Origin of the sequence: Brevibacterium metallidurans, assembly GCF_037101285.1 — a bacterium.
In the GTDB taxonomy this organism is placed as follows: Bacteria; Actinomycetota; Actinomycetes; order Actinomycetales; family Brevibacteriaceae; genus Brevibacterium; species Brevibacterium metallidurans.
In genome coordinates this window covers 1-20,040 of record NZ_BAAAAF010000007.1, presented here as the reverse complement: position 1 = coordinate 20,040, position 20,040 = coordinate 1, and the positions used below count along the sequence as shown (strand labels likewise).

General features: G+C 67.7%; 16 protein-coding genes. 10 read left to right on the top strand and 6 right to left on the bottom strand.

The genetic code is table 11. From position 1 onward, the window contains the following. Positions 1-22 precede the first annotated feature (22 nt). Positions 23-742 (bottom strand): VIT1/CCC1 transporter family protein, encoded by a 720-nt coding sequence (locus AACX88_RS10265; RefSeq protein WP_339392914.1) that lies wholly within the window; start codon positions 740-742, stop codon positions 23-25. Positions 743-887: 145 nt separating this feature from the next. Here AACX88_RS10265 and AACX88_RS10260 point away from each other — a divergent pair, with 145 nt between their 5' ends. Further along, the gene (locus AACX88_RS10260) at positions 888-1,805 is read left to right on the top strand and encodes a VOC family protein (RefSeq protein ID WP_339392913.1); all 918 of its coding nucleotides are present in this window, start codon (positions 888-890) and stop codon (positions 1,803-1,805) included. A gap of 37 nt (positions 1,806-1,842) precedes the next feature. Here the strand turns inward: AACX88_RS10260 and AACX88_RS10255 are convergent, their stop codons facing one another. After that, a complete protein-coding gene (locus AACX88_RS10255; RefSeq protein WP_422614431.1) occupies positions 1,843-3,996 on the bottom strand; it encodes a heavy metal translocating P-type ATPase in 2,154 nt (717 codons plus the stop codon). A 196-nt stretch (positions 3,997-4,192) separates the two neighbouring features. Between AACX88_RS10255 and AACX88_RS10250 the strand changes: the two genes are divergently transcribed. The 4 genes from AACX88_RS10250 to AACX88_RS10235 all read left to right on the top strand — a co-directional run bounded on the left by AACX88_RS10250 (position 4,193) and on the right by AACX88_RS10235 (position 8,943). Beyond that, positions 4,193-5,659, top strand: coding sequence for a GntP family permease (locus tag AACX88_RS10250; protein ID WP_339392912.1), 1,467 nt, complete (start codon positions 4,193-4,195; stop codon positions 5,657-5,659). Then, entirely contained in the window at positions 5,656-7,053 is a 1,398-nt protein-coding gene (locus tag AACX88_RS10245) for a four-carbon acid sugar kinase family protein (protein ID WP_339392911.1), read from the top strand. Before AACX88_RS10250 ends, AACX88_RS10245 begins: the two co-directional genes overlap by 4 nt. A gap of 88 nt (positions 7,054-7,141) precedes the next feature. After that, positions 7,142-8,188, top strand: coding sequence for a 4-hydroxythreonine-4-phosphate dehydrogenase PdxA (gene pdxA, locus AACX88_RS10240; protein ID WP_339392910.1), 1,047 nt, complete (start codon positions 7,142-7,144; stop codon positions 8,186-8,188). 29 nt (positions 8,189-8,217) lie between these two features. Further along, positions 8,218-8,943, top strand: a complete 726-nt coding sequence (locus tag AACX88_RS10235; protein ID WP_339392909.1) for a DeoR/GlpR family DNA-binding transcription regulator — start codon at positions 8,218-8,220, stop codon at positions 8,941-8,943. A 76-nt stretch (positions 8,944-9,019) separates the two neighbouring features. Here the strand turns inward: AACX88_RS10235 and AACX88_RS10230 are convergent, their stop codons facing one another. Genes AACX88_RS10230 through AACX88_RS10220 form a run of 3 tightly spaced genes read right to left on the bottom strand, consistent with a single transcriptional unit; the run spans position 9,020 to position 12,917 of the window. Then, complete coding sequence (locus AACX88_RS10230) at positions 9,020-9,946, bottom strand: dioxygenase family protein (RefSeq protein WP_339392908.1); 927 nt, start codon at positions 9,944-9,946, stop codon at positions 9,020-9,022. Continuing rightward, complete coding sequence (locus AACX88_RS10225) at positions 9,943-11,001, bottom strand: maleylacetate reductase (RefSeq protein ID WP_339392907.1); 1,059 nt, start codon at positions 10,999-11,001, stop codon at positions 9,943-9,945. Before AACX88_RS10225 ends, AACX88_RS10230 begins: the two co-directional genes overlap by 4 nt. Further along, a complete protein-coding gene (locus AACX88_RS10220) occupies positions 10,998-12,917 on the bottom strand; it encodes an FAD-dependent oxidoreductase (protein ID WP_339392906.1) in 1,920 nt (639 codons plus the stop codon). Before AACX88_RS10220 ends, AACX88_RS10225 begins: the two co-directional genes overlap by 4 nt. Before the next feature lie 154 nt (positions 12,918-13,071). Between AACX88_RS10220 and AACX88_RS10215 the strand changes: the two genes are divergently transcribed. The 5 genes from AACX88_RS10215 (at position 13,072) to AACX88_RS10195 (ending at position 19,142) form a co-directional block, all read left to right on the top strand. Then, complete coding sequence (locus AACX88_RS10215; protein WP_339392905.1) at positions 13,072-14,058, top strand: helix-turn-helix transcriptional regulator; 987 nt, start codon at positions 13,072-13,074, stop codon at positions 14,056-14,058. 122 nt (positions 14,059-14,180) lie between these two features. After that, on the top strand, positions 14,181-15,059 hold the full coding sequence (locus AACX88_RS10210; protein WP_339392904.1) for a VOC family protein: 879 nt from the start codon (positions 14,181-14,183) through the stop codon (positions 15,057-15,059). Positions 15,060-15,103: 44 nt separating this feature from the next. Then, positions 15,104-15,946 (top strand): fumarylacetoacetate hydrolase family protein, encoded by an 843-nt coding sequence (locus AACX88_RS10205; RefSeq protein WP_339392903.1) that lies wholly within the window; start codon positions 15,104-15,106, stop codon positions 15,944-15,946. 128 nt (positions 15,947-16,074) lie between these two features. After that, positions 16,075-17,241 (top strand): acyl-CoA dehydrogenase family protein, encoded by a 1,167-nt coding sequence (locus tag AACX88_RS10200; protein ID WP_339392902.1) that lies wholly within the window; start codon positions 16,075-16,077, stop codon positions 17,239-17,241. Between the two features lie 152 nt (positions 17,242-17,393). Then, complete coding sequence (locus tag AACX88_RS10195) at positions 17,394-19,142, top strand: class I adenylate-forming enzyme family protein (protein ID WP_339392901.1); 1,749 nt, start codon at positions 17,394-17,396, stop codon at positions 19,140-19,142. Between the two features lie 4 nt (positions 19,143-19,146). On the opposite strand, the gene AACX88_RS10190 is transcribed toward AACX88_RS10195, so the two are convergent. Further along, entirely contained in the window at positions 19,147-19,923 is a 777-nt protein-coding gene (locus AACX88_RS10190; RefSeq protein WP_339392900.1) for an SIR2 family protein, read from the bottom strand. Positions 19,924-20,040: the final 117 nt, after the last annotated feature.

Sequence of the window (20,040 nt, the reverse complement as noted above, 5' to 3'; positions counted from 1 at the left end):
TGGATGACTTGCCGGAATGCCGCTACCCCGTCGCGACACCGAACATCAGGCCGATGAGATAGGTCGCGATCATCGTCAGGGTGCCCATGACGACGTTGCGGATGATCGCGGGCCGCCTCGGCGATTTGCCGAGGGTGGCGCTGATCCACCCGGTGAGGAAGAGCCCGACGACGACGGCCGCGGCCGCCACCCACACCCGGTGGGGACCGACGGGCAGGAGGATGAGGGCGAGCGGAATGAGGGCGCCGGCGGTGAAGGAGACGAATGATGAGAGGGCCGCCGCCCACGGGCTCGTGAACTCTCTGGGGTCGATGCCGAGTTCGACCTCGGCGTGGGCGCCGAGCGCATCGCGCTTCGTCAGCTCCTTCGCGACCTGCTCTGCGAGTTCGGCGGACAGCCCTTTGTCACGGTAGAAGCCGGCGAGCTCCGCGAGCTCGGCGTCGGGCATCTCATCGAGTTCCCACTTCTCCTTGGCGATGAGGGCCCTCTCCGTGTCGCGCTGCGTGCTCACCGACACGTACTCGCCGCCGGCCATCGAGAAGGCACCGGCGACGAGGGCCGCGATGCCGGCCGTGGCGATGGCGGCGATGTTGTTCGGGGTCGCCGCGGCCACGCCGATGACGACGCCGGCGGTCGAGACGATGCCGTCGTTGGCGCCGAGCACACCGGCTCGCAGCCAGTTGAGCTTCTGACCGGTGCCGCGATCATGGGGTTCATGGGGATGGGACTGCTGCGCACTCATCTTCACATCATGGGCTGACAGGCCCGAGCGGGCAAGCATGCGCAGGCTCCCCTGAATCGCGTGCCGCGGCGAAGCGTACAATTGAAGTTTCAACGACTGCTCGTGCACCGTCTCCCCGGTCGCACCCATGACCTGAGGACCGCCCATGACCACCCCCGTCTCCGAAACCGCGATCAGCGCGCAGGCCGGCATGGATGCCGTGACGCTGCGCGTCGGTGACCTCGAACTCATGACCGGCTACTACGCCGATGCTCTCGCCCTCGAACCGCTCGAGGAGGCCGCCCGCGGGCGCGAGGTCCACCGGGTCCTCGGCCGCGCCGGCACGCCGATGGTCAAGTTCGTCTCCACCCTTGACCTGCCCGCGGGCTCTCGCCGGCAGGCCGGTCTCTTCCACACCGCGTTCCTCTTCGAGACCGAGGAGTCCCTGGCCGCCACCGTCGCCCACGCCGCGGCGAACACGAACAGCCGCTTCTTAGCCTCCCAGGATCACCTCGTCAGCCAGGCCTTCTACTTCTCCGATCCCGAAGGCAACGGCATCGAACTCTACGTCGACCGTGCCCGGTCACAATGGGGCCGCACCCCTGACGGCGAGATCGCAATGGATTCGATCGCCTTCGACCCCGACGCCTTCCTCACCCGGCATCTCGAGTCAGGCGCCCTCGATCACACCGCACAGCTGCCCGGCATCGTCGGCCATGTCCACCTCCAGGTCGGCGACCTCGACCGGGCCCGGGATTTCTACGTCGGCGCTCTCGGCTTCGAGACGACGCACACGGCGATGCGCGGGGCGATCTTCGCCTCCGCCGGCGGCTACCACCACCACGTGGCGATGAATACGTGGAACAGCCTCGGCGCGGGACCGCGGGCGGCGAGCCTCGGACTCGGTGACCTCGCGATCACCGTGCCCGGGCGCGAGGACCTCGATGCTCTCATCGCCCGCCTGACCTCCCGGTCGCTGACCTTCGCCGACGACGGCCGCACCGTGCGCCTCAACGATCCGTGGGGCACACAGGTCACGGTCGTCGTCGGGGCCAGCTCGATCGAGGAGACCCTCGAGCGCTGAGGCGCACTCCGGTCCTTCCCGCCTCGGCATCCAGCGCTCAGCGTTCGGCGGCGGCGACGACCGCCTCGGGCCGCAGATCGAGGCGGCGCAGCAGCTGCGCATTGAGCGCAACGACCACCGTCGACGCCGACATGAGGATCGCGCCGACGCTCATCGGCAGGACGAAGCCGATGGGAGCGAGGATGCCGGCGGCCAAGGGCACGGCGATGAGGTTGTAGCCGGCCGCCCACCACAGGTTCTGCTTCATCTTCCGGTAGCTGGCGCGGGAGAGTTCGAGGACGGAGAGCACCGACCGCGGGTCGTCGGAGGCGAGGATGACGCCCGCCGAGCCGATCGCCACATCGGTGCCGGCGCCGATCGCGATGCCGACATCGGCCTGAGCGAGCGCGGGGGCGTCGTTGACGCCGTCGCCGACCATCGCGACCGTCTTGCCCTCGGCCTGAAGCTCGGAGACCTTCGCGGCTTTGTCCGCGGGACGCACGCCGGCGAAGACGCGGTCGATGCCGAGCTGTTCGGCCACAGACCGGGCGACCGCCTCGGCGTCCCCGGTGATCATGACGACCTCGATGCCCTGCGCGTGGAGGGCTTCGACCGCCTGCTTCGACTCCGAGCGGATCTCGTCGGCCAGGCGCAGGGCGCCGACGACGGACCCGTCGACGAGGACGTGGAGGATGATCGCCCCCTCGGCCCGCCAGACCTCGGCGACAGCAGCTTCGGCAGCTCCGCGTTCGGTGAGCAGATGCGGCCCGCCGACTTCGACGACGGACCCGTCGACCTCGGCGCGCACGCCTACGGCCGGTGACGCGGAGAAGTCCTGGGCGTTCGGCACGCGAAGCCCCCGGTCCTCGGCGGCCCGGACGATGGCGCGGGCGAGGGGGTGCTCGCTGTCGGTCTCGGCAGCCGCTGCAAGCGCGAGCACCTCGTCCTCGTCACGGTCGCCGGTGGTCTCGACGGCGGTGACGGTCGGCTCGCCCTTCGTCAGGGTGCCGGTCTTGTCGAAGAGAACGGCGTCGACCGTGCGCATCGTCTCGAGCGCGAGGCGGTCCTTGATGAGGACCCCGGCCCGGGCGGCGCGTTCGGTGGCGATCGAGACGACGAGCGGGATCGCGAGTCCCAGTGCATGGGGGCAGGCGATGACGAGGACGGTGATCGTGCGCACCACGGCGTCGTCGGGCATGCCGACGAGCGTCCAGACGATCGCGGTGATGACGGCGGAGCCGAGGGCGAACCAGAACAGCCACGCGGCCGCTCGGTCGGCCAGCCGCTGGGCACGGGACGAGGAGTTCTGGGCCTCGGCGACGAGCTTGCGGATGCCGGCGAGTGCGGTGTCGTCGCCAGTGGCGGTGATCTCGATGCGCAGTCCGGAGTCCGTGGCGACGGTGCCGGCGACGACGGTGTCTCCGACCTCGCGGCGCACGGGTCGCGATTCGCCGGTGATCATCGACTCGTCCATCTCCGCGGAGCCGTCGATGATCCGTCCGTCGGCAGGGACGGCGGAACCGGGACGGACGACGACGATGTCGCCGACGACGAGATCTGCGGGTGAGACGGTGACCGTCTGCCCGTCGACGACCTTGACGGCCTCGTCGGGCAGGAGCGCTGCGAGGCTGTCGAGCGCCGAGGTGGTCTGCGCGAGCGAGCGCATCTCGAGCCAGTGCCCGGCGAGCATGATGACGATGAGGAGGGCGAGCTCCCACCAGAAGTCGAGTTCAGGGTCGAGGAGACCCAGCGACGATCCCCACGAGGCAAGGAAGGCGACGGTGATCGCGAGCGCGATGAGGAGCATCATGCCGGGCTTGCGTGACCTGATCTCGCTCAGCCCTCCCGTGAGGAACGGTTTGCCGCCCCAGACGTACATGACCGTGCCGAGGATCGGGGCGATCCACCGCAGCCACCCCCACTGCCCGGAGTCGGGAACCATATAGCCGACGAGGTGGCCGAACATCGGGCTGAAGGCGACGACGGGGATTGAGATGAGGAGGTTGATGAAGAAGAGGCGACCGAAGATCGCGGCATGGCCGCCGTGACCGTCATGGCCGTCATGGCCGTCGTGGCCCCCGTGGCTCGAGTGATCGCCATGCATCGAGTGATCCCCGTGCATCGAGTGGTTCATGTGCTCCGAATGGTCGCCGTGCGAGCCGTCGCCTGCATCGACGCCCATGGTCGTCTTGTCGCTGCGTTCCGTGTCCATGTCGCCAATCTATACCCCCTAGGGGTATCAATCAAGGCCCAATCGGTGAGATCTCTGAGAATTTTCTTTGCGTTACTGAGCAGTTATGGAACATACTTGCTCATACTGAGCAACTTTCCGGTCGGCATCGACGCCGAGCCGGAAGACAGCACCTCACTGACCGGACCGACCGGTCAGCCTCATCGTGGAGGACACCATGGACCTGCAGCTCATCCTGGCTCTCGTCGCCGGGATCGCGACGATCGTCGTCATCGTTCTCTTCACCCGCCTCGACGCCTTCATCGCCCTGCTCATCGCCGCGATCGTCACCGGCGTCGTCGCCGGTCAGGACCTGCTCTCCCTCATCGACGCCGTGACCACCGGCTTCGGGAACACGCTGGCGAGCATCGGCATCGTCATCGGCCTCGGCGTCGGCATCGGCAAGATCCTCGAGGTCTCCGGCGCCGCCGACTCCCTGGCCCGGGCCTTCCTCCGCACCTTCGGCAAGGGCCGGGAACCGTGGGCGATGGGTTCGGTCGGATCGCTCGTGTCGATCCCGGTCTTCTGCGACTCCGGGTACGTCATCATGAACCCGCTCGCCCGGTCGATCGCCCGCGTCAAGCGCGGCGGCTACATCACCCTGGCGCTGGCGCTCGGCGCGGGGATGACGCTGACCCACCACATGGTTCCGCCCACGCCCGGCCCGCTCGCTGCGACCGGCATCCTCGGCGCCGACATCGGCTCGGTCATCCTCACCGGTCTCGTCTTCACGGTCCTCCTCCTGCCCGTCGTCGTCATCTACGCCCGCTGGATCGGCCCGAAGCTCGAACCCTTCCTCAATGCCAAGGTCCGGCACGACGTCTACTCGACCGTCGCCGCCGGTGCCCCGACCTCCTCGACGAGCGCGGTCGAGACGATCACCGAACCCGACGGCACCACGGAGACCGTGACGGTGGAGGCGACGACCTCGGTGAGGGATGCCGGCACGAAGCAGCCGGGAGCGTTCCTCGGCTTCCTCCCGCTCATCATCCCGCTCCTCCTCATCGTCGCGAACACCGTATCCACGGCCATCGACCGCAACGCTCAGGGCGTGCTCTCCGGCGATGACTACGAACCCTCGAGCTGGGTCGCCCCGCTCGCGTTCATCGGCAACCCCGTCGTCGCCCTCATCATCGGCCTCGTCCTCGCCGTCTACACCCTCCTGCCCCGGCTCACCCCGCGCACGCAGGTCCAGAGCTGGCTCGCCGACGCCGCCGCCTCGGCGGGTCTCATCCTCCTCATCACCGGGGCCGGCGGCAGTTTCGGCATGGTCCTGCGCGAATCCGGTGTCGGCGACGCACTGGCCGAGGCGATCGCCTCGATCAGCCTGCCCGCACTGCTCGTGCCGTTCATCATCGCCTCCCTCGTCCGCCTCGCCCAGGGGTCGGGCACGGTCGCGATGATCACCGCCGCTTCCGTCACCGCCCCGCTCATCGCCCCGCTGGGGCTCAGCCCGCTCGTCGCGGTCATGGCGTGCACGGCCGGATCGATGGTCTTCTCCTACTTCAACGACTCGTACTTCTGGGTCGTCACCCGCTTCGCCGGCCTCGACGGCATCCAGGCGATCAAGGGCTGGTCGGGCATCACCACCGCCGTGTGGCTCGGTTCCATTCCCCTCCTCTTCGTGCTCGACTTGGTCGTATGAGCACCGAGTCCACCGCCTCCGCCGAGCCGGAGCACTCCCGGATCCTCATCGTCGCCGACGACCTCACCGGCGGCAACGCGTGCGGTGCCCTCTTCGCCGAGGCGGGCCTGCGCACCATCACCGTCACCGGCACGAGCGCACAGGAGACGGTCGACCTCGACGTCCTCCTCGATGACTACGACGCCGTCGTCCTCAACGCCGATTCCCGACATCTGCCCCCGGTCAAGGCCGCCGAACTCACCGCGGCCCTCGTCCGGATCGCCGGGGACGTCGACCTCCTCGCGTGCCGCATCGACACGACCCTGCGCGGCAACGTCGGTGTCACCGCCGAGGCGGCCCTGAGCGCCCGACGCCGCATCGCCGCGGAGTCCGGCGGAGCGCCCAAACGGGTCATCGGTCTCTGCGTCCCGGCCTTCCCCCAGGCCGGGCGCACCACCGTCCAGGGCCTCCAACTCCTCGACGGCAGGCTCCTCGAGCACACAGAACTCGCCCGGGACGTCCGCTCGCCCATGCGCACCTCTCAGGTGGCGGAGATCCTTGCGGACGGCACCGACCTCGAGACCCACCGCATCGACCTCTCCCAGGTCCTTGCGGGACGACTCGCCATTCGCGCCGAGGTGGTCACCGGCATCGCGTCGGGCGCCGATGTCCTCATCGTCGACGCCCTGACCACGGAGCACATCGACCTCGTCGGCTCCGTCGTCGCCTCGGTGACCCGCGAGATCGCGGCCACCCCCGGTGACGCGCCCGGGGAGAACGTCCGGCTGCACGCGAATCTGCGCCAGGGTGAGCTCATCGACTGGGTGACGATCGATCCGGGTCCCGGCAGCCTCGCCCTGGCTCTGCCGCTGCTGCCGACGCGACCCGACGGCGTCATCCTCGGGATCTCCGGTTCGGCCACCGAGGTGACCCGAGAGCAGCTGGCGACGCTGGCCGAGGATCCCCTCGTCGCACTCGTCGGCACCGCCCTCGACGAGGACGGCCTGCCCGACGTCGAGGCCACTCTCGCCCGGGTCGACGGGATCACCTCGGCGAAGGCGATCATCATCGCCACGGTGGTCGAGGGCTCGGACGTGCGCGAGCTCACCGATGCGCAGTCGGAGGAGACGACGCGGCGGCTGGCCGCGATCGCCGGCATCCTGCTCTCCTCACCCGCGGTCACCGGCCTCTACACGACCGGCGGCGACGTCACCGCCGCCGTCATGCGCAGCGTCGGGGCGGTGGGCATGGAGATCGCCAAGGAGATCATCCCGCTCGCCGTCGGCGGCCGCCTCGTCGGGGGACGCTGCAACGGTCTGCCGATCGTGACGAAGGGCGGGCTCATCGGCGATTCCGACACCGCGACGCAGTGCCTCGACTATCTCAGAGCCGTCTCCCGGGTCGGCCAGGGATGAGCCCGATCGCCGACCACCCCCGTCCACTCGACCTGCCACCCGCCAGACTGACCGGATTCGGCCCAGCCCAGCAACGAAGGAGAAGCTCATGAGCGCACCCGTCCTCGCCGTCACCGTCGGAGACCCCGTCGGCATCGGCCCCGAGATCACCGCACAGGTGCTCGCCGAGTTCGCCGGTCGCGACGACCAGCACGGCATCGCCGTCGCCGACCTCGCCGTGATGAGGCGCGCCGTCGAGGTCATCGGCCTCGACGTCGAGCTGCGGTCGGTGACCGATTGGTCGACCGCCTCGGCGGGGGAAGGCGTCATCGACGTCTTCGACATCGGCGTCCTCGGCGAGAACCTGCCCGAGTGGGGCACCGTCGACGCCCGAGCGGGGAAGGCTGCGGTGACGGCGATCGAAGTCGCGACCACGGCGGCGATGGACCAGCGGATCGCCGGCATCGTCACCGGACCGATCAACAAGGAAGCCGTCTGGGAGTCCGGATCGGTCCATCTCGGGCACACCGAGATGCTCGGGGAGCTCACCGGGGTGACGAAGCAGGACACGATGTTCGTCGTCGAGAACACGAAGACGCCCGGACACAAACTCCAGATCTTCTTCGCCACCCGGCACATGTCGCTGAGGAAGGCGATCGACGCGCTCACGGTCGAGACCCAGGTCGATTCGATCGAACGCGCCCACCGCGCCCTCCAGCTCTACGGGGTGGCCGAGCCCAGACTCGCCGTGGCCGCCCTCAACCCGCACGGCGGGGAGAACGGGGCGTTCGGGGATGAGGAGATCGAGATCCTCCGCCCTGCTGTCGAGGCCGTCAATGCTGGCAGCGGTTTCGATGTCGCCGGTCCCATCCCCGCGGACTCCGTGTTCCACCAGGGCCTGACCGGCCGCTTCGACGGCATCCTCTCCCAGTACCACGATCAGGGCCACATCGCCTCGAAGACCTTCGACTTCGACGGAACGATCTCCGTGACCGTGGGTCTGCCGATCCTGCGCACCTCGGTCGATCACGGCACGGCCTTCGACATCGCAGGGAAGGGACTCGCCGATGCGGGCACGATGCGCTCGGCCTACACCGCGGCCATCGGCTACGCTCCTTTCGTCGACGGAATCCGGGCGGAGTATCTGCCGAGGTAGGAGCACGAGGAACTGAGGAGGGGCAGCCGATGGCGATCCGCACCGGTACGCAGAGGAGACGCGAGTCGATCGGGTCCCTGCTCAAGTCGGGGTCGTGGACGATCCCGCGGCTGGCCGCCGAACTCGGCACCTCGGAGTCGACGATCCGCCGGGACCTGCGCGAGATGGCCGAGGCGGGTGAGGTCATCCGCACGATCGGCGGGGCGACCGCGGCCGGCTACGTCGAACCCCCGTTGGGGCAGCGGATGGAGCTCAACGCGGAGGCCAAGGACACGATCGCCGCGGCCGCGGCCCACCTCATCGATCAGAGTGTGCGCACCATCTTCCTCGACGCCGGGTCGACGACGGTGCGTCTGGCCGAGCGCATCCGCGATCGCAGCGATCTCACGGTCATCACCCGCGGCCTCGAGATCGCCCTCACCCTCGCCCACCCGCAGGGGCCGCGCGTGGTCATGGTCGGCGGGGAGGTCTCGACGATGTCCCACGGGACGACCGGTGCGCTGAGCGATCACGCCCTGTCCCGCATCCACGTCGACGTTGCGTTCCTCGGTGCCGATGCCGTCGACCCGGACATCGGGCTCGGCGAACCCACGCTCGAGGAGGCGCGGACGAAGGAGCTCATCGCCGAACGCGCGCGCCGCGTCGTCGTCCTCGCCGACTCCTCGAAGGACGGGCGCGAGGTCGCCGCCTGGGCGCCGCTGCCCGCCGGGTGGATCTGGATCGACGAGTCGGCCGGACGCCCGGGCGGCGACTGAGCCTCCCAGCGCCGGCCGGGCCCGGCCTGCAAGGCGCGGCCCGCGAGGCGCGCCCGCGCCCCGTGAGCCCTGCGCCTCACACCCCTTCGGGGGCGAGGACGATGTCGAAGCGGGCCCGGGACCACGTCGCATCGCCGAGGTCGCGACCGTCGGGGGTCGGAGTGCCGGCCGGCTGCTGTTCGAAGTCCTTGACCAGGGACTCCTTGACCCCGAACACGGAGTCGGTGGCCAGCAGCTCATCACCGGTGACGAAGATGTGCGTGACGAGGGTGCGCAGCCCGGGGGCGGTGACCATGAAGTGGAGGTGGCTCGCACGCATCGGCGAGCGGCTGGTGGCCTCGAGCAGGGCACCGACCGGGCCGTCGTCGGGGATCGGGTACGGGGTGGGGGTGAGTCCCCAGAACCGGAACGAGCCGTCGTCCTCGGAGAAGAGGAAGGCGCGGCCGTAGACGCGGTCGTCGTCGTGCTGGACGTCGTAGAGACCCTCCTCGTCGGCCTCCCACACCTCGATGCGGGCACCGGGGACCGGGTTGCCGTCGGTGTCGCGGACGACTCCTTCGACCCATGCGGGCTGTCCCACTCCCCCGCCGGCGATGTCGCCGCCGTTGTCGATCTGCGGTGCATCGTCGACGAAGAAGGGGCCGAATACCGTCGCCTCGGTGGCGTCCTTGTACGGAGTGTTGCTCACGTTGATCGTCTGCATCGAGGCGCCGAGGACGTCGGAGAGGAGGATGAACTCCTGCCTTCGGTCATCGGTGATGTGCCCGACCGCGGTGAGGAAGTTGATCGCCTGGTTCCATTCCTCCTCGGTCAGGCGCACATCCCTGATGAAGCCGTGGAGGTGGGTGACAAGCGAGGTCAGGAGCTCCTTGAGCCGGGCATCGGAGGTGCCGGCAAAGGAGGCGATGACCGTATCGGTGAGCTGCGATTCGACCTCGTCGGGGGTGAGGCCGGTCGCCTTGCCTGCGGTCGCCGAGGCGGTGGTGTCGGTGGTGTTCGTCATGGCTGCACTCCATTCGTGGCGGCGGTGAGCAGGGCGGTGAGGTTCTCCCTCGTCACCGATTGCGGGTTGGATTCGGGGATCGCGGACAGAGACAGGTCGACGGCTTCGGGGATGTCGCCGGGTGAGAAGCCGATCTCGGAGAGCGCGCTCGGCGCACCGACGGCCTCCCGCAGGCGGCGCAGGCCCTCGACGGCCGTCTCGGCGTCGAAGGCCTCGGCCATGCGCGCCTCCGCCTCCGGCACTCCGGGGGCGTTGAAGGCGAGGATGTGGGGCAGCAGGATCGCGTGGGTCTGGGCGTGCGGCAGGCCGAAGGTGCCCCCGAGGACGTGGGCGATCTTGTGGTGCATCCCCGACCCCGCCGAGGCGAACGCGACCGCCGCGAGGTACGCGCCGTAGAGCGTGTCCTCGAGGCCGCTGAGTCCGTCGTCGCCGGGTCCCAGCTGCGGCAGGCCGCGGTTGAGCGCCCGGATGCCCTCGAGGGCGAGCGCGGCGTTGATCGGGTCGGCGCGCGGCGCCCACATCGAGTCGATGCAGTGGGCGAGCGCGTTGAGCCCGGAGGACACGGCGAGGTCGTGGGGTAGGTCGGTGAGCAGCTGCGCATCGTAGACGACGGTCGTCGGCAGCACCGCGTCGTCGGTGCCCGTGCGTTTGCGGGCGTTCTCGGTCCGGCCCCACACGTTCGTCGCCTCGGATCCGGCGAAGGTCGTGGGCACGGCGATGATGGGGATCCGGGTCTCGAGCGCCACGGCCTTCGCGAGTCCCGTGGCCGATCCGCCGCCGACGCTGACGATGAGGTCGATGTCGCCGACCTCCGCTGCGGCTACGGCACGGTCGGCCACCTCGGCGGGGACGTGCATGACGACCTCCCGATGCCACAGCGCCACCGGGAAGTGCTCGGTGAAGTCGGTGACCTTCTCCGCGGCGGATCCGGAGACGATGACCATGACGCGGTCGGCGCCGAGTCGTCGGACCTCGTCGCCGACGCGGGCGGCCGCTTGGCCGGGGGCGAAGACGACGCGCTGGCGAAGCGTCTGATGGGTGAAGTCGAGGGTCATGCGGGTGCCTCCTGCTTCTCGATGATGGGGTCGAACGTCGGCTGTGTCGCCGCAGCGGCCTGGGTGCCGGCAGCATCACCGGGCTGTGCACCGGCCGGCACCCCGGCGGGCACAGGCGCGCGCCTCTCCCGGGAGAGGACTGCTTTCAGGGCCGTTTCGAGGTCGCCTGCGGGATCGCTCGGCAGGGACTCCACCCGCCACGCGATGTGTGTGTCGGGGCGGACGAGGATCGCCCCGTCCTCGGCGATGCCGCGCACCCGGTCCCAGTCGAAGTAGAGGTCGGTGATGTCGCGGTCGGGGCCGATGACGACGGTGGCGACGTCGATTCCGAGGCGGTCGCTGACCGTCCGCGCGGCGTCCTCCCAGGCCGCCCCGGTGGTGCCGGTGATGAGGGTGAAGCGCGAATACGGTGCGAGGTCGTGGGTCGAGGACTTCTCGATCCAGTTGCCCACCCAGGCATGCGGCAGGCGCACCCCGGGATCGGTGCACGCTTCGTAGTAGAGCTCGGGATCGCGGGGGTTCGGCGTCGGCTCCCGGCCGTCGTCGATGACCGCCGAGGAGGCGTAGCGCTGACCGAGTTCGACGCCGTGGGCGTTGAACTCGTAGTTCTTCAGCTCCATTGCCGCCTTGACCCGTCGGCGGCGTTCGGCTCCGGCGGGGGTCGCGTCCTTGCGGGCGGCGATCGCTGCGGTCATCTCCTCCTCGGTCTGTCCCGGTTCGAGGCCGAGGGCTGCGAAGAGTTCGCCGAACTCGCGGCCGGACTGGTTGGCGCGGGTGACGATCTGCCGGGCGACGGGGGCACGTTCGGCGGTGTAGGTCTCGAGCAGCTCCTCCCCCGCGGTGCCGTTGAGGACGGCGGCGAGCTTCCACGCGAGGTTGTAGGAGTCCTGGATCGAGGTGTTCGAGCCGAGTCCGTTCGACGGCGGGTGCTTGTGCACGGCGTCGCCGGCGCAGAAGACCCGGCCCGACTGCAGGCGGGTGGCGAACTGTTCGTTGTTGCCCCACAGGGAGATCCCGGTGATCTCCGCCTCGAGGTCGGGGTCGCCGATGAGGTTGCGCACGATCTGCAGCGCGTCCGCCTCGGTGACCTCGGGCACTCCCTGGTCGATGTCGAAGCCCCAGACGATGAGCCATTCGTTCCACGGCCTGACCATGCGCACGAGGCCCGCGCCGATCCCGCCGATGTTCGACCCCGGCTGGATGACCCAGTAGAGGACCGAGGGCCGGTGTCCGACGAGCTTCTCGAGGTCGGTGGTGAACGTGATGTTCATCGAGCCGGCGATGTCCATCTGACCCACCATCGGCAGGTCGATGTCGTCAGCGACCTTCGACCGCGCCCCGTCGGCGCCGATGAGGTACTTCGCGCGGATGACCTGGGTGCGACCGGTGAGCCGGTCGAGGACGGTGACGTCGACATGGTCGGGGTGCTGGACGTGGGAGAGGTATTCGGTCGAGAAGCGGGTCTGGGTTCCGCGCATCGTCGCGTTCCTCACGAGGATCGGTTCGAGGTAGGTCTGCGGGATGTCGCAGTTGAGCGAGGGCGAGGCGAGCTCGTAGTCGGCGTGCCTGGCGGGATGGTTGCCCCACGTGAGGATCCGTCCGATCTCCTCCCCGGCGATCGAGGTGCAGAAGACGGTGTCGCCGATCATCTCGTGCGGGGTCGCCTCGGCGAGGACCTGATCCTCGATGCCGACGTCGCGGAAGATCTCCATCGTCCGCTGGTTGGTGATGTGGGCGCGCGGGGTGTTCGCCGTCCACCGGTACTTCGTGATCATGATGTTGGGTACGCCGAGGGTGGAGAGGAAGAGCGCCGCCGAGGCGCCCGCCGGGCCCGAGCCGACGATGAGGACGTCGGTGTCGACGGTGTCCCCGTCCGGGGTCGTCGTCTCTGCGACGCCGTCGTTGAAGGTGACCATGGTGGCTCTCCTTGTCGTGATGCTGCGGTGGACCATGACGATTGAGCTCGAGCGTGGCAGGCGGAGGGTGCTGAGTCACCCCGCCGAGGCGATCGTGGCCGAAATCGACAAAAACTTGAGAGCCGGGTCACAACATCGCGTCTAGCATGGGGGCATGTCCGTCCCCGGTGACACAGCGACCGCAGCCGGCGAGCCTCGTGCGCTCGCACGGTTCGCCACGGGCTCCGTGCCCTCGCATCGTCGCGTCTCCGGGTGGGAGGACTACCATGCTTCGACGCTCGTGGGTCTGCGCACCGCGCATGCGGGTGGGGCCCGGTTCCGGGCCGAGACCTCGACGCTCGACCTTGCCGATTTGCGCATCGCCCGGGTGACGGGCAGCGAGCATTCGGTGCGGCGGGAGGCCTCCGACATCGCCGCCCACCCCGTGTCGGGGGCTCTCGTCTACGTGCCCTTGGCGGGGTTGAGCACCTTCGTCCATCGCAGCGGGGGGTTCGATCTCGGTCCCGGTCGCGGTGTCGTGTGCAGCGGGGACACGGCCTTCGCCCGCGATCTCATCGGCGGAGTCGACGAGATCGTCGTGCGCCTGCCGCGCACCACCGTCGAGGAGCTCACCGGTTCGCCGACGTGGAGGCGTCCGACGGTGCTCTACCTCGACCGCAGTGCGGCGGCCCGGGCCTCGGGGCATGACTTCGCCGAGGTGGCCGATGGACTCATCGGGCGCGGCCTGCGCGCCGGGTCCGGTCTTCACGATCGCCTCCTCGATCTGCTCGGGACGATGCTCTCCGGGCTCAGCGGATCCGTCGACATCGTCGACGACGTCCTCGCAGCGATCACCGTCCACCATCGCGAGCCCGATCTCAGCGCCGGCCGGATCGCCCGGCTCACGGGAGTGTCCGAACGTCATCTCTCCCGGATCCTCGCCGAGGCGGGGCACAGTCTGCCGCAGGCCGTGGCGGCCGCGAGGCTGGAGACGGCGCGGTCGATCCTCGCCGATCCCGACCGCGCCGGTGCTTCGATCGCCGAGGTGGCCGTCGAGAGCGGGTTCCGCTCGCAGGCAAAGCTCTCCCGCAGCTATGCCGCCCGGTTCGGGATCACCCCGCTCAAGCACCGCAGGCAGATGCGGGCGCGTAAGGATCCGTGATCCTCGAGCCCGGTGTCGAGGGCGTCGGAGGAAGTTCGGCCGGGCCTCTTGATTGTCGGAGATTCACTGCTATCGTATTGAGCATAATCATTATGATTGATTAGCTCGAAGGGGAGTGGACCATGACCGCACAAGGATCTGTCTCGGAGATCGGATACGTCTCGTTGCTCACGCGCGACCTCGGGGCTTCGATGACGAACGCCATCGACGTCTTCGGGCTCGTCGAGTCCGAGTCGAGCGGGAAGAAGGCGTTCCTCACGGCGCAGAACAAGCACCATGAGATCGTCTACACGCAGTCGGACAAGGACGCCCTCGATCACACGGGACTCGTCGTGGAGAACGACGAGGAGCTGGCGGCGATCCGCGCGAAGGTCGATCGCGGCGGCTATCAGGTGATCTCGGAGAATCCGATCGAGGACCACATCGAGAAGGGGTTCGCGTTCGTCGGCCCCGAGGGCTTCACGTGGCAGATCTACACCGAGAAGCTCGACTACAGCATGCTCAAGCGCGGTTCAGCCGCACCGGACCGGCTCGGGCACACGAACATCCAGGTCGCCGACCCGATCGCCCAGAGCGCCTTCCTCCGCGATGTCTTCGGTTTCGCCGTCTCCGATCAGATCGGCAACGACAACTTCTTCATGCGCTGCAACAACGACCATCACGGGATCGCGATCTTCCGGTCGAACAAGACCGGCATCCATCACCATGCCTGGCAGGCCGGGAACGTCTTCGATCTGGTCCGCCTCGGCGATCGTCTGGCCCGTCGCGGTGCACGCCTGGCGTGGGGACCGGTGCGCCACGGGGCCGGGGACAACGTCGCGGTCTACTACGTCGAACCCAACGGGACGGTCATCGAGTACTACTGCGACATGGAGACGATCCGCGACAAGGAGCGTCCGGCCAGGCACTGGGATCCCGACGACCTCTACTGGATCAACCAATGGGACGGCCAGGTTCCTCCCGGCATCCTCGACCACGGCGTCGCCAACGCGCCCCGCTGACGCACCCGCACTGCTGACATTCCTCACCCACCGAAAGGGACACCATGAAGCTTGCCAACCACAACTCCCGCGCCGTCATCCTCACCTCGGAGACCGAGGGCATCGATGTCGCCACCGCCAGTGAGGGCCGTTTCGGCCCGGAGATCCAGGACGTCTACGACCAATGGGACGACTTCCTGACCTGGGCGCCGAACGCCTCCGGGGACACCGTGACCATCGACCCCGCGCAGCTCGGCGCCGTCTCACCCCGCCCCCTGCAGTCGATGGGCGTAGGACTCAACTACGCCGAGCACGTCACCGAAAGCGGCTTCGACACCCCCGACAAGCTGCCTCCGGTGTTCCCGAAGTTCCAGTCCTCGCTCTCGGGTCCGTACACGACGGTCACCCTCGTCCCCGGCGGTGACAACGACTGGGAGGCCGAGCTCGTCATCGTCATCGGGCGCACCGCCCACAACATCGCCGCGGGCACCGGCTGGGACTACGTCGCCGGTGTCACCGTGGGTCAGGACATCTCTGAGCGGAAGATCCAGCTCGAGGGCCCGGCGCCGCAGTTCGGCCTCGGAAAGTCCTACCCCGGCTACTCCCCGCAGGGTCCGTGGCTCGTCACGCCCGATGAGCTGCCGAACCGCGACGATCTCGAGATCACGTGCACGCTCGATGACGAGGTCGTCCAGTCCGGTCGAACGAGCCAGATGCTCTTCGACGTACCCTCGCTTGTTGAGAAGCTCTCGGAGATCCTCACCCTCTCCCCCGGTGACGTCATCTACTCGGGCACACCGTCTGGCGTCGGCTTCACCCGCGAACCCCCGAAGCTCATCCAGCCGGGACAGGTGCTCGTCTCGACGATCGAGGGCATCGGCACAATCCGCCAGGAGTTCGTCGGCTGAGCTCGCAGCGCGGCCCTGCTTGACCGCCTCCGGCCCCGGTGCCAGACTGAACGAACGATCAGTGATCGTCGTCCGTCGCGGCATCGGAGCCGGAGGCGGACGCTTTCCGGCACCGATGAAGGGCGGCCATGAAGAGGGACCTGTACGACGACGATCACGAAGCGTTCCGCGGCACAGTCGCCGCGTTCCTCGACCGGGAGGTCGTCCCGCACGTCGAGGAGTGGGAGGACAACCACCTCGTCGATCGGAGCATGTGGGTCAAGGCCGCTGAGGCCGGCGTCATCGGGCTGGCCATCCCCGAGGAATTCGGGGGCGGTGGAGTCGACGACTACCGTTTCGAGATGGTCCGCTCGGAGGAGATCGCCCGCCGAGGCGTCGGCGGAGTGACCGCCGGGTGGGGCGTGTCCGACGGGATCGTCCCCGGCTACCTCAAGGCCTTCGGCACGCAGGCACAGAAGGAGAAGTACCTCACGGGACTGGCGTCGGGCACGATGATCGGTGCGATCGCGATGACCGAGCCGGGGGCCGGCTCCGACCTCCAGGGGATCACGACCAAGGCGGTGCGCGACGGCGAGGACTGGGTGATCAACGGGGCGAAGACCTTCATCACCAACGGCTATCACAGCGACTTCGTCATCGTCGTCGCCCGCACGAACCCCGAGGTCAAAGCCGCACGCGGCACGTCGCTGTTCATCGTCGACACCGACACCCCCGGCTTCGCCCGCGGCCGCCTGCTCAAGAAGCTCGGCATGGAGGCCCAGGACACCGCGGAGCTCTCCTTCACCGACGTCCGGGTGCCCGCCGATGCCCTCCTCGGCGAACTCGATCAGGGGTTCATCCATCTCATGGTCAACCTCCCCACCGAGCGCCTGCTCATCGGTTCGGGAACCCTCGCCTCCGCCCGGGCGGCACTCGAATGGACGAGCGAGTACGTCTTCTCCCGCCCCGCCTTCGGGCAGACGATCGGCGACTTCCAGAACACGCGGTTCGAACTCGCCGAACTCGAGACCCGCGTCGATGCGCTCGAGGCATATATCGATCGGTGCGCACTCGCCCTCAACGCCGGTGAGCTCACCGCCGTCGATGCGGCGAAGGCGAAATATCTGGGCTCCGATCTCGAGATCGAAGTCGTCAACCGCTGCCTGCAGCTCTTCGGCGGCTACGGCTACATGCTCGAATACCCGATCGCCCGGGCGTTCAAGGACAACCGGATCCAGGCGATCTTCGGTGGTGCCAACGAGGTGATGAAGGAGCTCATCGGCCGCGACATCGCCCAGCGCCACAGAAACCGTTGACTCCCCCGCCGCGAGTGAATAGGGTGAGAAGCACTGAACGAATGTTCACTTGAGAGGTCAGCGCTGACGTCATCCGCCATCACCGCGCATGGGAGCGCGGGGTGTCGAGGATCCTCCGCGCTCCTGCCGACGGCACGTGAGGAAGTGACCCGATGAGCTCATGGTTCGACACCCGCCCCTGGCTGCAGACGTGGGGCGACATCGCCCCGATACCCCACACTTTGGAGATATCGACACCGTTGCGGGATCTCGCCGCGACTGTGGCCGCTCGCGGTGACGAGGTCGCCGTGAGCTACTACGGATTCGAACCGACCTGGTCGGACTTCGACCGGCAGTCGACGGCATTCGCCGCGTACCTGTTCGAGCAGGGAATCGGCCGGGGCGACCGCGTCGGCATCTATGATCAGAACACCCCGGCGTTCATGGTCGCCGTCTACGGCATCTGGAAGGCCGGCGGAGTCGTCGTTCCCCTCAACCCGATGTACCGCGGAGAACTCGAGCACGTCTTCGCCGACGCTGAGATCGCGGCCCTCGTCGTGTCGAAGGCCGCCTACCTCGATCGGGTGAAACCGTACGCGGAGTCGATTCGCACGATCATCCTCGCCGATGACCGCGGCTACCAGGTCAACGGTCCTGCTTCGATCTTCTCGATGTTCGATGGACTGCCCGGTGCACCCGGGGTGAACGCGGATCCGGGATCCCCGGACTTCCTCGGCGGTCCCGACTTCGAGGCGATCGTCACCGAGCGCCTCGACACCGATTTCACACCACTCGATCCCGTGCCGGAGGACGAGGCGATCGTCGTCTACACCTCGGGTACCTCGGGACGGTCGAAGGGCGCGTCCGGGTCGCATGCCTCGGTGTCGAGCAATTCCCGTTACAACGTCCGCAATCCGCTGTTCGAGCCTGGGGACGGCTACCTCACCTTGGCGCCGATCTTCCACATCACCGGGTTCATCTGCCTGTTCATCGCCGGAGTCTCCGGCGGCGCGCGGCTGATCCCCAACTATCGGTTCGATCCGCATTCGTTCCTCGATCTGCTTGTCAACGAGCGGCCGACATACATGGCAGGACCGGCAACCGCGTTCACTGCGATGCTCGCCCATCCGGCGGTCACGCCCGACCACTTCTCGTCGTTCAAACGGCTCATGTCGGGTGGGGCGCCTCTGCCCGAAGGTCTGGTGACGAAGTTCGAGGAACGGTTCGGGGTGCCGATCGGGCAGGGGTACGGTCTCACGGAGACGGTCGGTCAGGCCGCGGCCGTCCCGGCTGGGCTCGAGGCGCCGGTCGATCCTGACAGCGGGAATCTCTCCTGTGGGCTGCCGCAGCCGGATACGATGATCCGCATCCTCGATGACTTCGGCGAGCCGGTGGGTCCCGGGGAGATCGGTGAGGTGGCGATCTCGGGACCCGAGGTCGCCTCGGAGTACATCAACAATCCAGCGGCGACGGCCGAATCGCTGCCTGGTGGCGAACTGCGGACCGGGGACGTCGGCTACATGCGCGAGGACGGGTGGCTGTTCATCGTCGATCGGAAGAAGGACATGATCAACGCCTCGGGCTACAAGGTGTGGCCGCGTGAGGTCGAGGACGTCCTCTACACGCATCCCGCGGTGCAGGAGGCAGCCGTCGTCGGTGTCCCCGACGAGTATCGCGGGGAGGATGTCGCCGCGTTCGTCACCCTGCAGCCGGGCGCCGAGGCGAGTGCCGAGGAGATCATCGCCTTCTGCCGCGAACGGCTCGCCTCGTTCAAGGCACCCCACCGGGTGACGTTCATCGATGAGCTGCCGAAGACGAGTTCGGGCAAGATCCTGCGCCGCACGATCCGCGCCGAGGCGGCCGAGGCGAACACCTTGAGGTATGACGAACGGACGCACCCAACTGTTCGACGTGTCAACTGATCTCTTACCACTCCGAGCTTTCAGGCCACTCGGGATCTGAGTCAACGAACTCAGCCCATACTTCCCTGTTCTGCAGGCCGAATGCACCGTCACGGTCTATTTTCAACCACGTGTCCGATGAGGCAGCAAATCGATTGCTCTCGCTATGCGCATCCGTCTCGGTCCAGCCAAGCGCCAGCTCGATTGACGGTCGAGTCGGCCTTTTACCATGCGACACAACGAGAACCTGGGGTAGGTCATCATCCTTACGACGTCGATGCAGTTCCGACCTCAGTACGTCATTGACAGGCTCATCTCGGAACGAGTAACCAATCACAAGCCACCGCGAAGAACGGTGCACAGCTTCCGCAAACTTGGTGTAGGCAAGATCGAATGGCTGCTGCTCGATAGCCGCACGTTTCAATCGACTGTTCGTTAGAACAACGCAAGGTCTGTACTCGTGCTCGTGCATTCTCAGACTTCTCCACATAGCCGGATCTTTGATGACCTCACGAGATAGTTTCACACAACTGGTGCTATCCGACTGCCAGTACGTCGCCGAGCCGTGCAGGTGCGCCAAACGAACCTTAGTCCTTTCGAAGAAGTGATCTTTGTCTCCACGGAGCGGATGACCAAGGCAATCTTCGAACCCTAGAGGCACTGTGAGCCTGTGTTCTTCGCGACCGTCGAACAGGTCAACGAATCTCAGCTCATTTTCTTCCTTCTCCGCCATGAGTGCCGCGAGAAGTAAAGTGTCGTAGTTGAGGTTAGAGAAGTTGGCATAAGAAAACTGGCTCTTCACAATTCGGGGTGTAGGTGTGGTCTGAATCCGCCGGCTTCGAGGAGTGCGCGGGCGATGTAGTTGGTGAGGTTGCGGAAGCCGAGGGCCAGGCCACGCAGGTGCTCGAGGCGACCGTTC

Excerpts from the sequence above, each read along its gene's own strand:
- pdxA (WP_339392910.1), top strand. The coding sequence starts at position 7,142 with ATGAGCGCACCCGTCCTCGCCGTCACCGTCGGAGACCCCGTCGGCATC.
- AACX88_RS10225 (WP_339392907.1), bottom strand. The coding sequence starts at position 11,001 with ATGACCCTCGACTTCACCCATCAGACGCTTCGCCAGCGCGTCGTCTTC.
- AACX88_RS10230 (WP_339392908.1), bottom strand. The coding sequence starts at position 9,946 with ATGACGAACACCACCGACACCACCGCCTCGGCGACCGCAGGCAAGGCG.
- AACX88_RS10215 (WP_339392905.1), top strand. The coding sequence starts at position 13,072 with ATGTCCGTCCCCGGTGACACAGCGACCGCAGCCGGCGAGCCTCGTGCG.
- AACX88_RS10195 (WP_339392901.1), top strand. The coding sequence starts at position 17,394 with ATGAGCTCATGGTTCGACACCCGCCCCTGGCTGCAGACGTGGGGCGAC.
- AACX88_RS10210 (WP_339392904.1), top strand. The coding sequence starts at position 14,181 with ATGACCGCACAAGGATCTGTCTCGGAGATCGGATACGTCTCGTTGCTC.
- AACX88_RS10265 (WP_339392914.1), bottom strand. The coding sequence starts at position 742 with ATGAGTGCGCAGCAGTCCCATCCCCATGAACCCCATGATCGCGGCACC.
- AACX88_RS10260 (WP_339392913.1), top strand. The coding sequence starts at position 888 with ATGACCACCCCCGTCTCCGAAACCGCGATCAGCGCGCAGGCCGGCATG.
- AACX88_RS10250 (WP_339392912.1), top strand. The coding sequence starts at position 4,193 with ATGGACCTGCAGCTCATCCTGGCTCTCGTCGCCGGGATCGCGACGATC.
- AACX88_RS10220 (WP_339392906.1), bottom strand. The coding sequence starts at position 12,917 with ATGGTCACCTTCAACGACGGCGTCGCAGAGACGACGACCCCGGACGGG.
- AACX88_RS10235 (WP_339392909.1), top strand. The coding sequence starts at position 8,218 with ATGGCGATCCGCACCGGTACGCAGAGGAGACGCGAGTCGATCGGGTCC.
- AACX88_RS10200 (WP_339392902.1), top strand. The coding sequence starts at position 16,075 with ATGAAGAGGGACCTGTACGACGACGATCACGAAGCGTTCCGCGGCACA.
- AACX88_RS10205 (WP_339392903.1), top strand. The coding sequence starts at position 15,104 with ATGAAGCTTGCCAACCACAACTCCCGCGCCGTCATCCTCACCTCGGAG.
- AACX88_RS10255 (WP_422614431.1), bottom strand. The coding sequence starts at position 3,996 with ATGGACACGGAACGCAGCGACAAGACGACCATGGGCGTCGATGCAGGC.
- AACX88_RS10245 (WP_339392911.1), top strand. The coding sequence starts at position 5,656 with ATGAGCACCGAGTCCACCGCCTCCGCCGAGCCGGAGCACTCCCGGATC.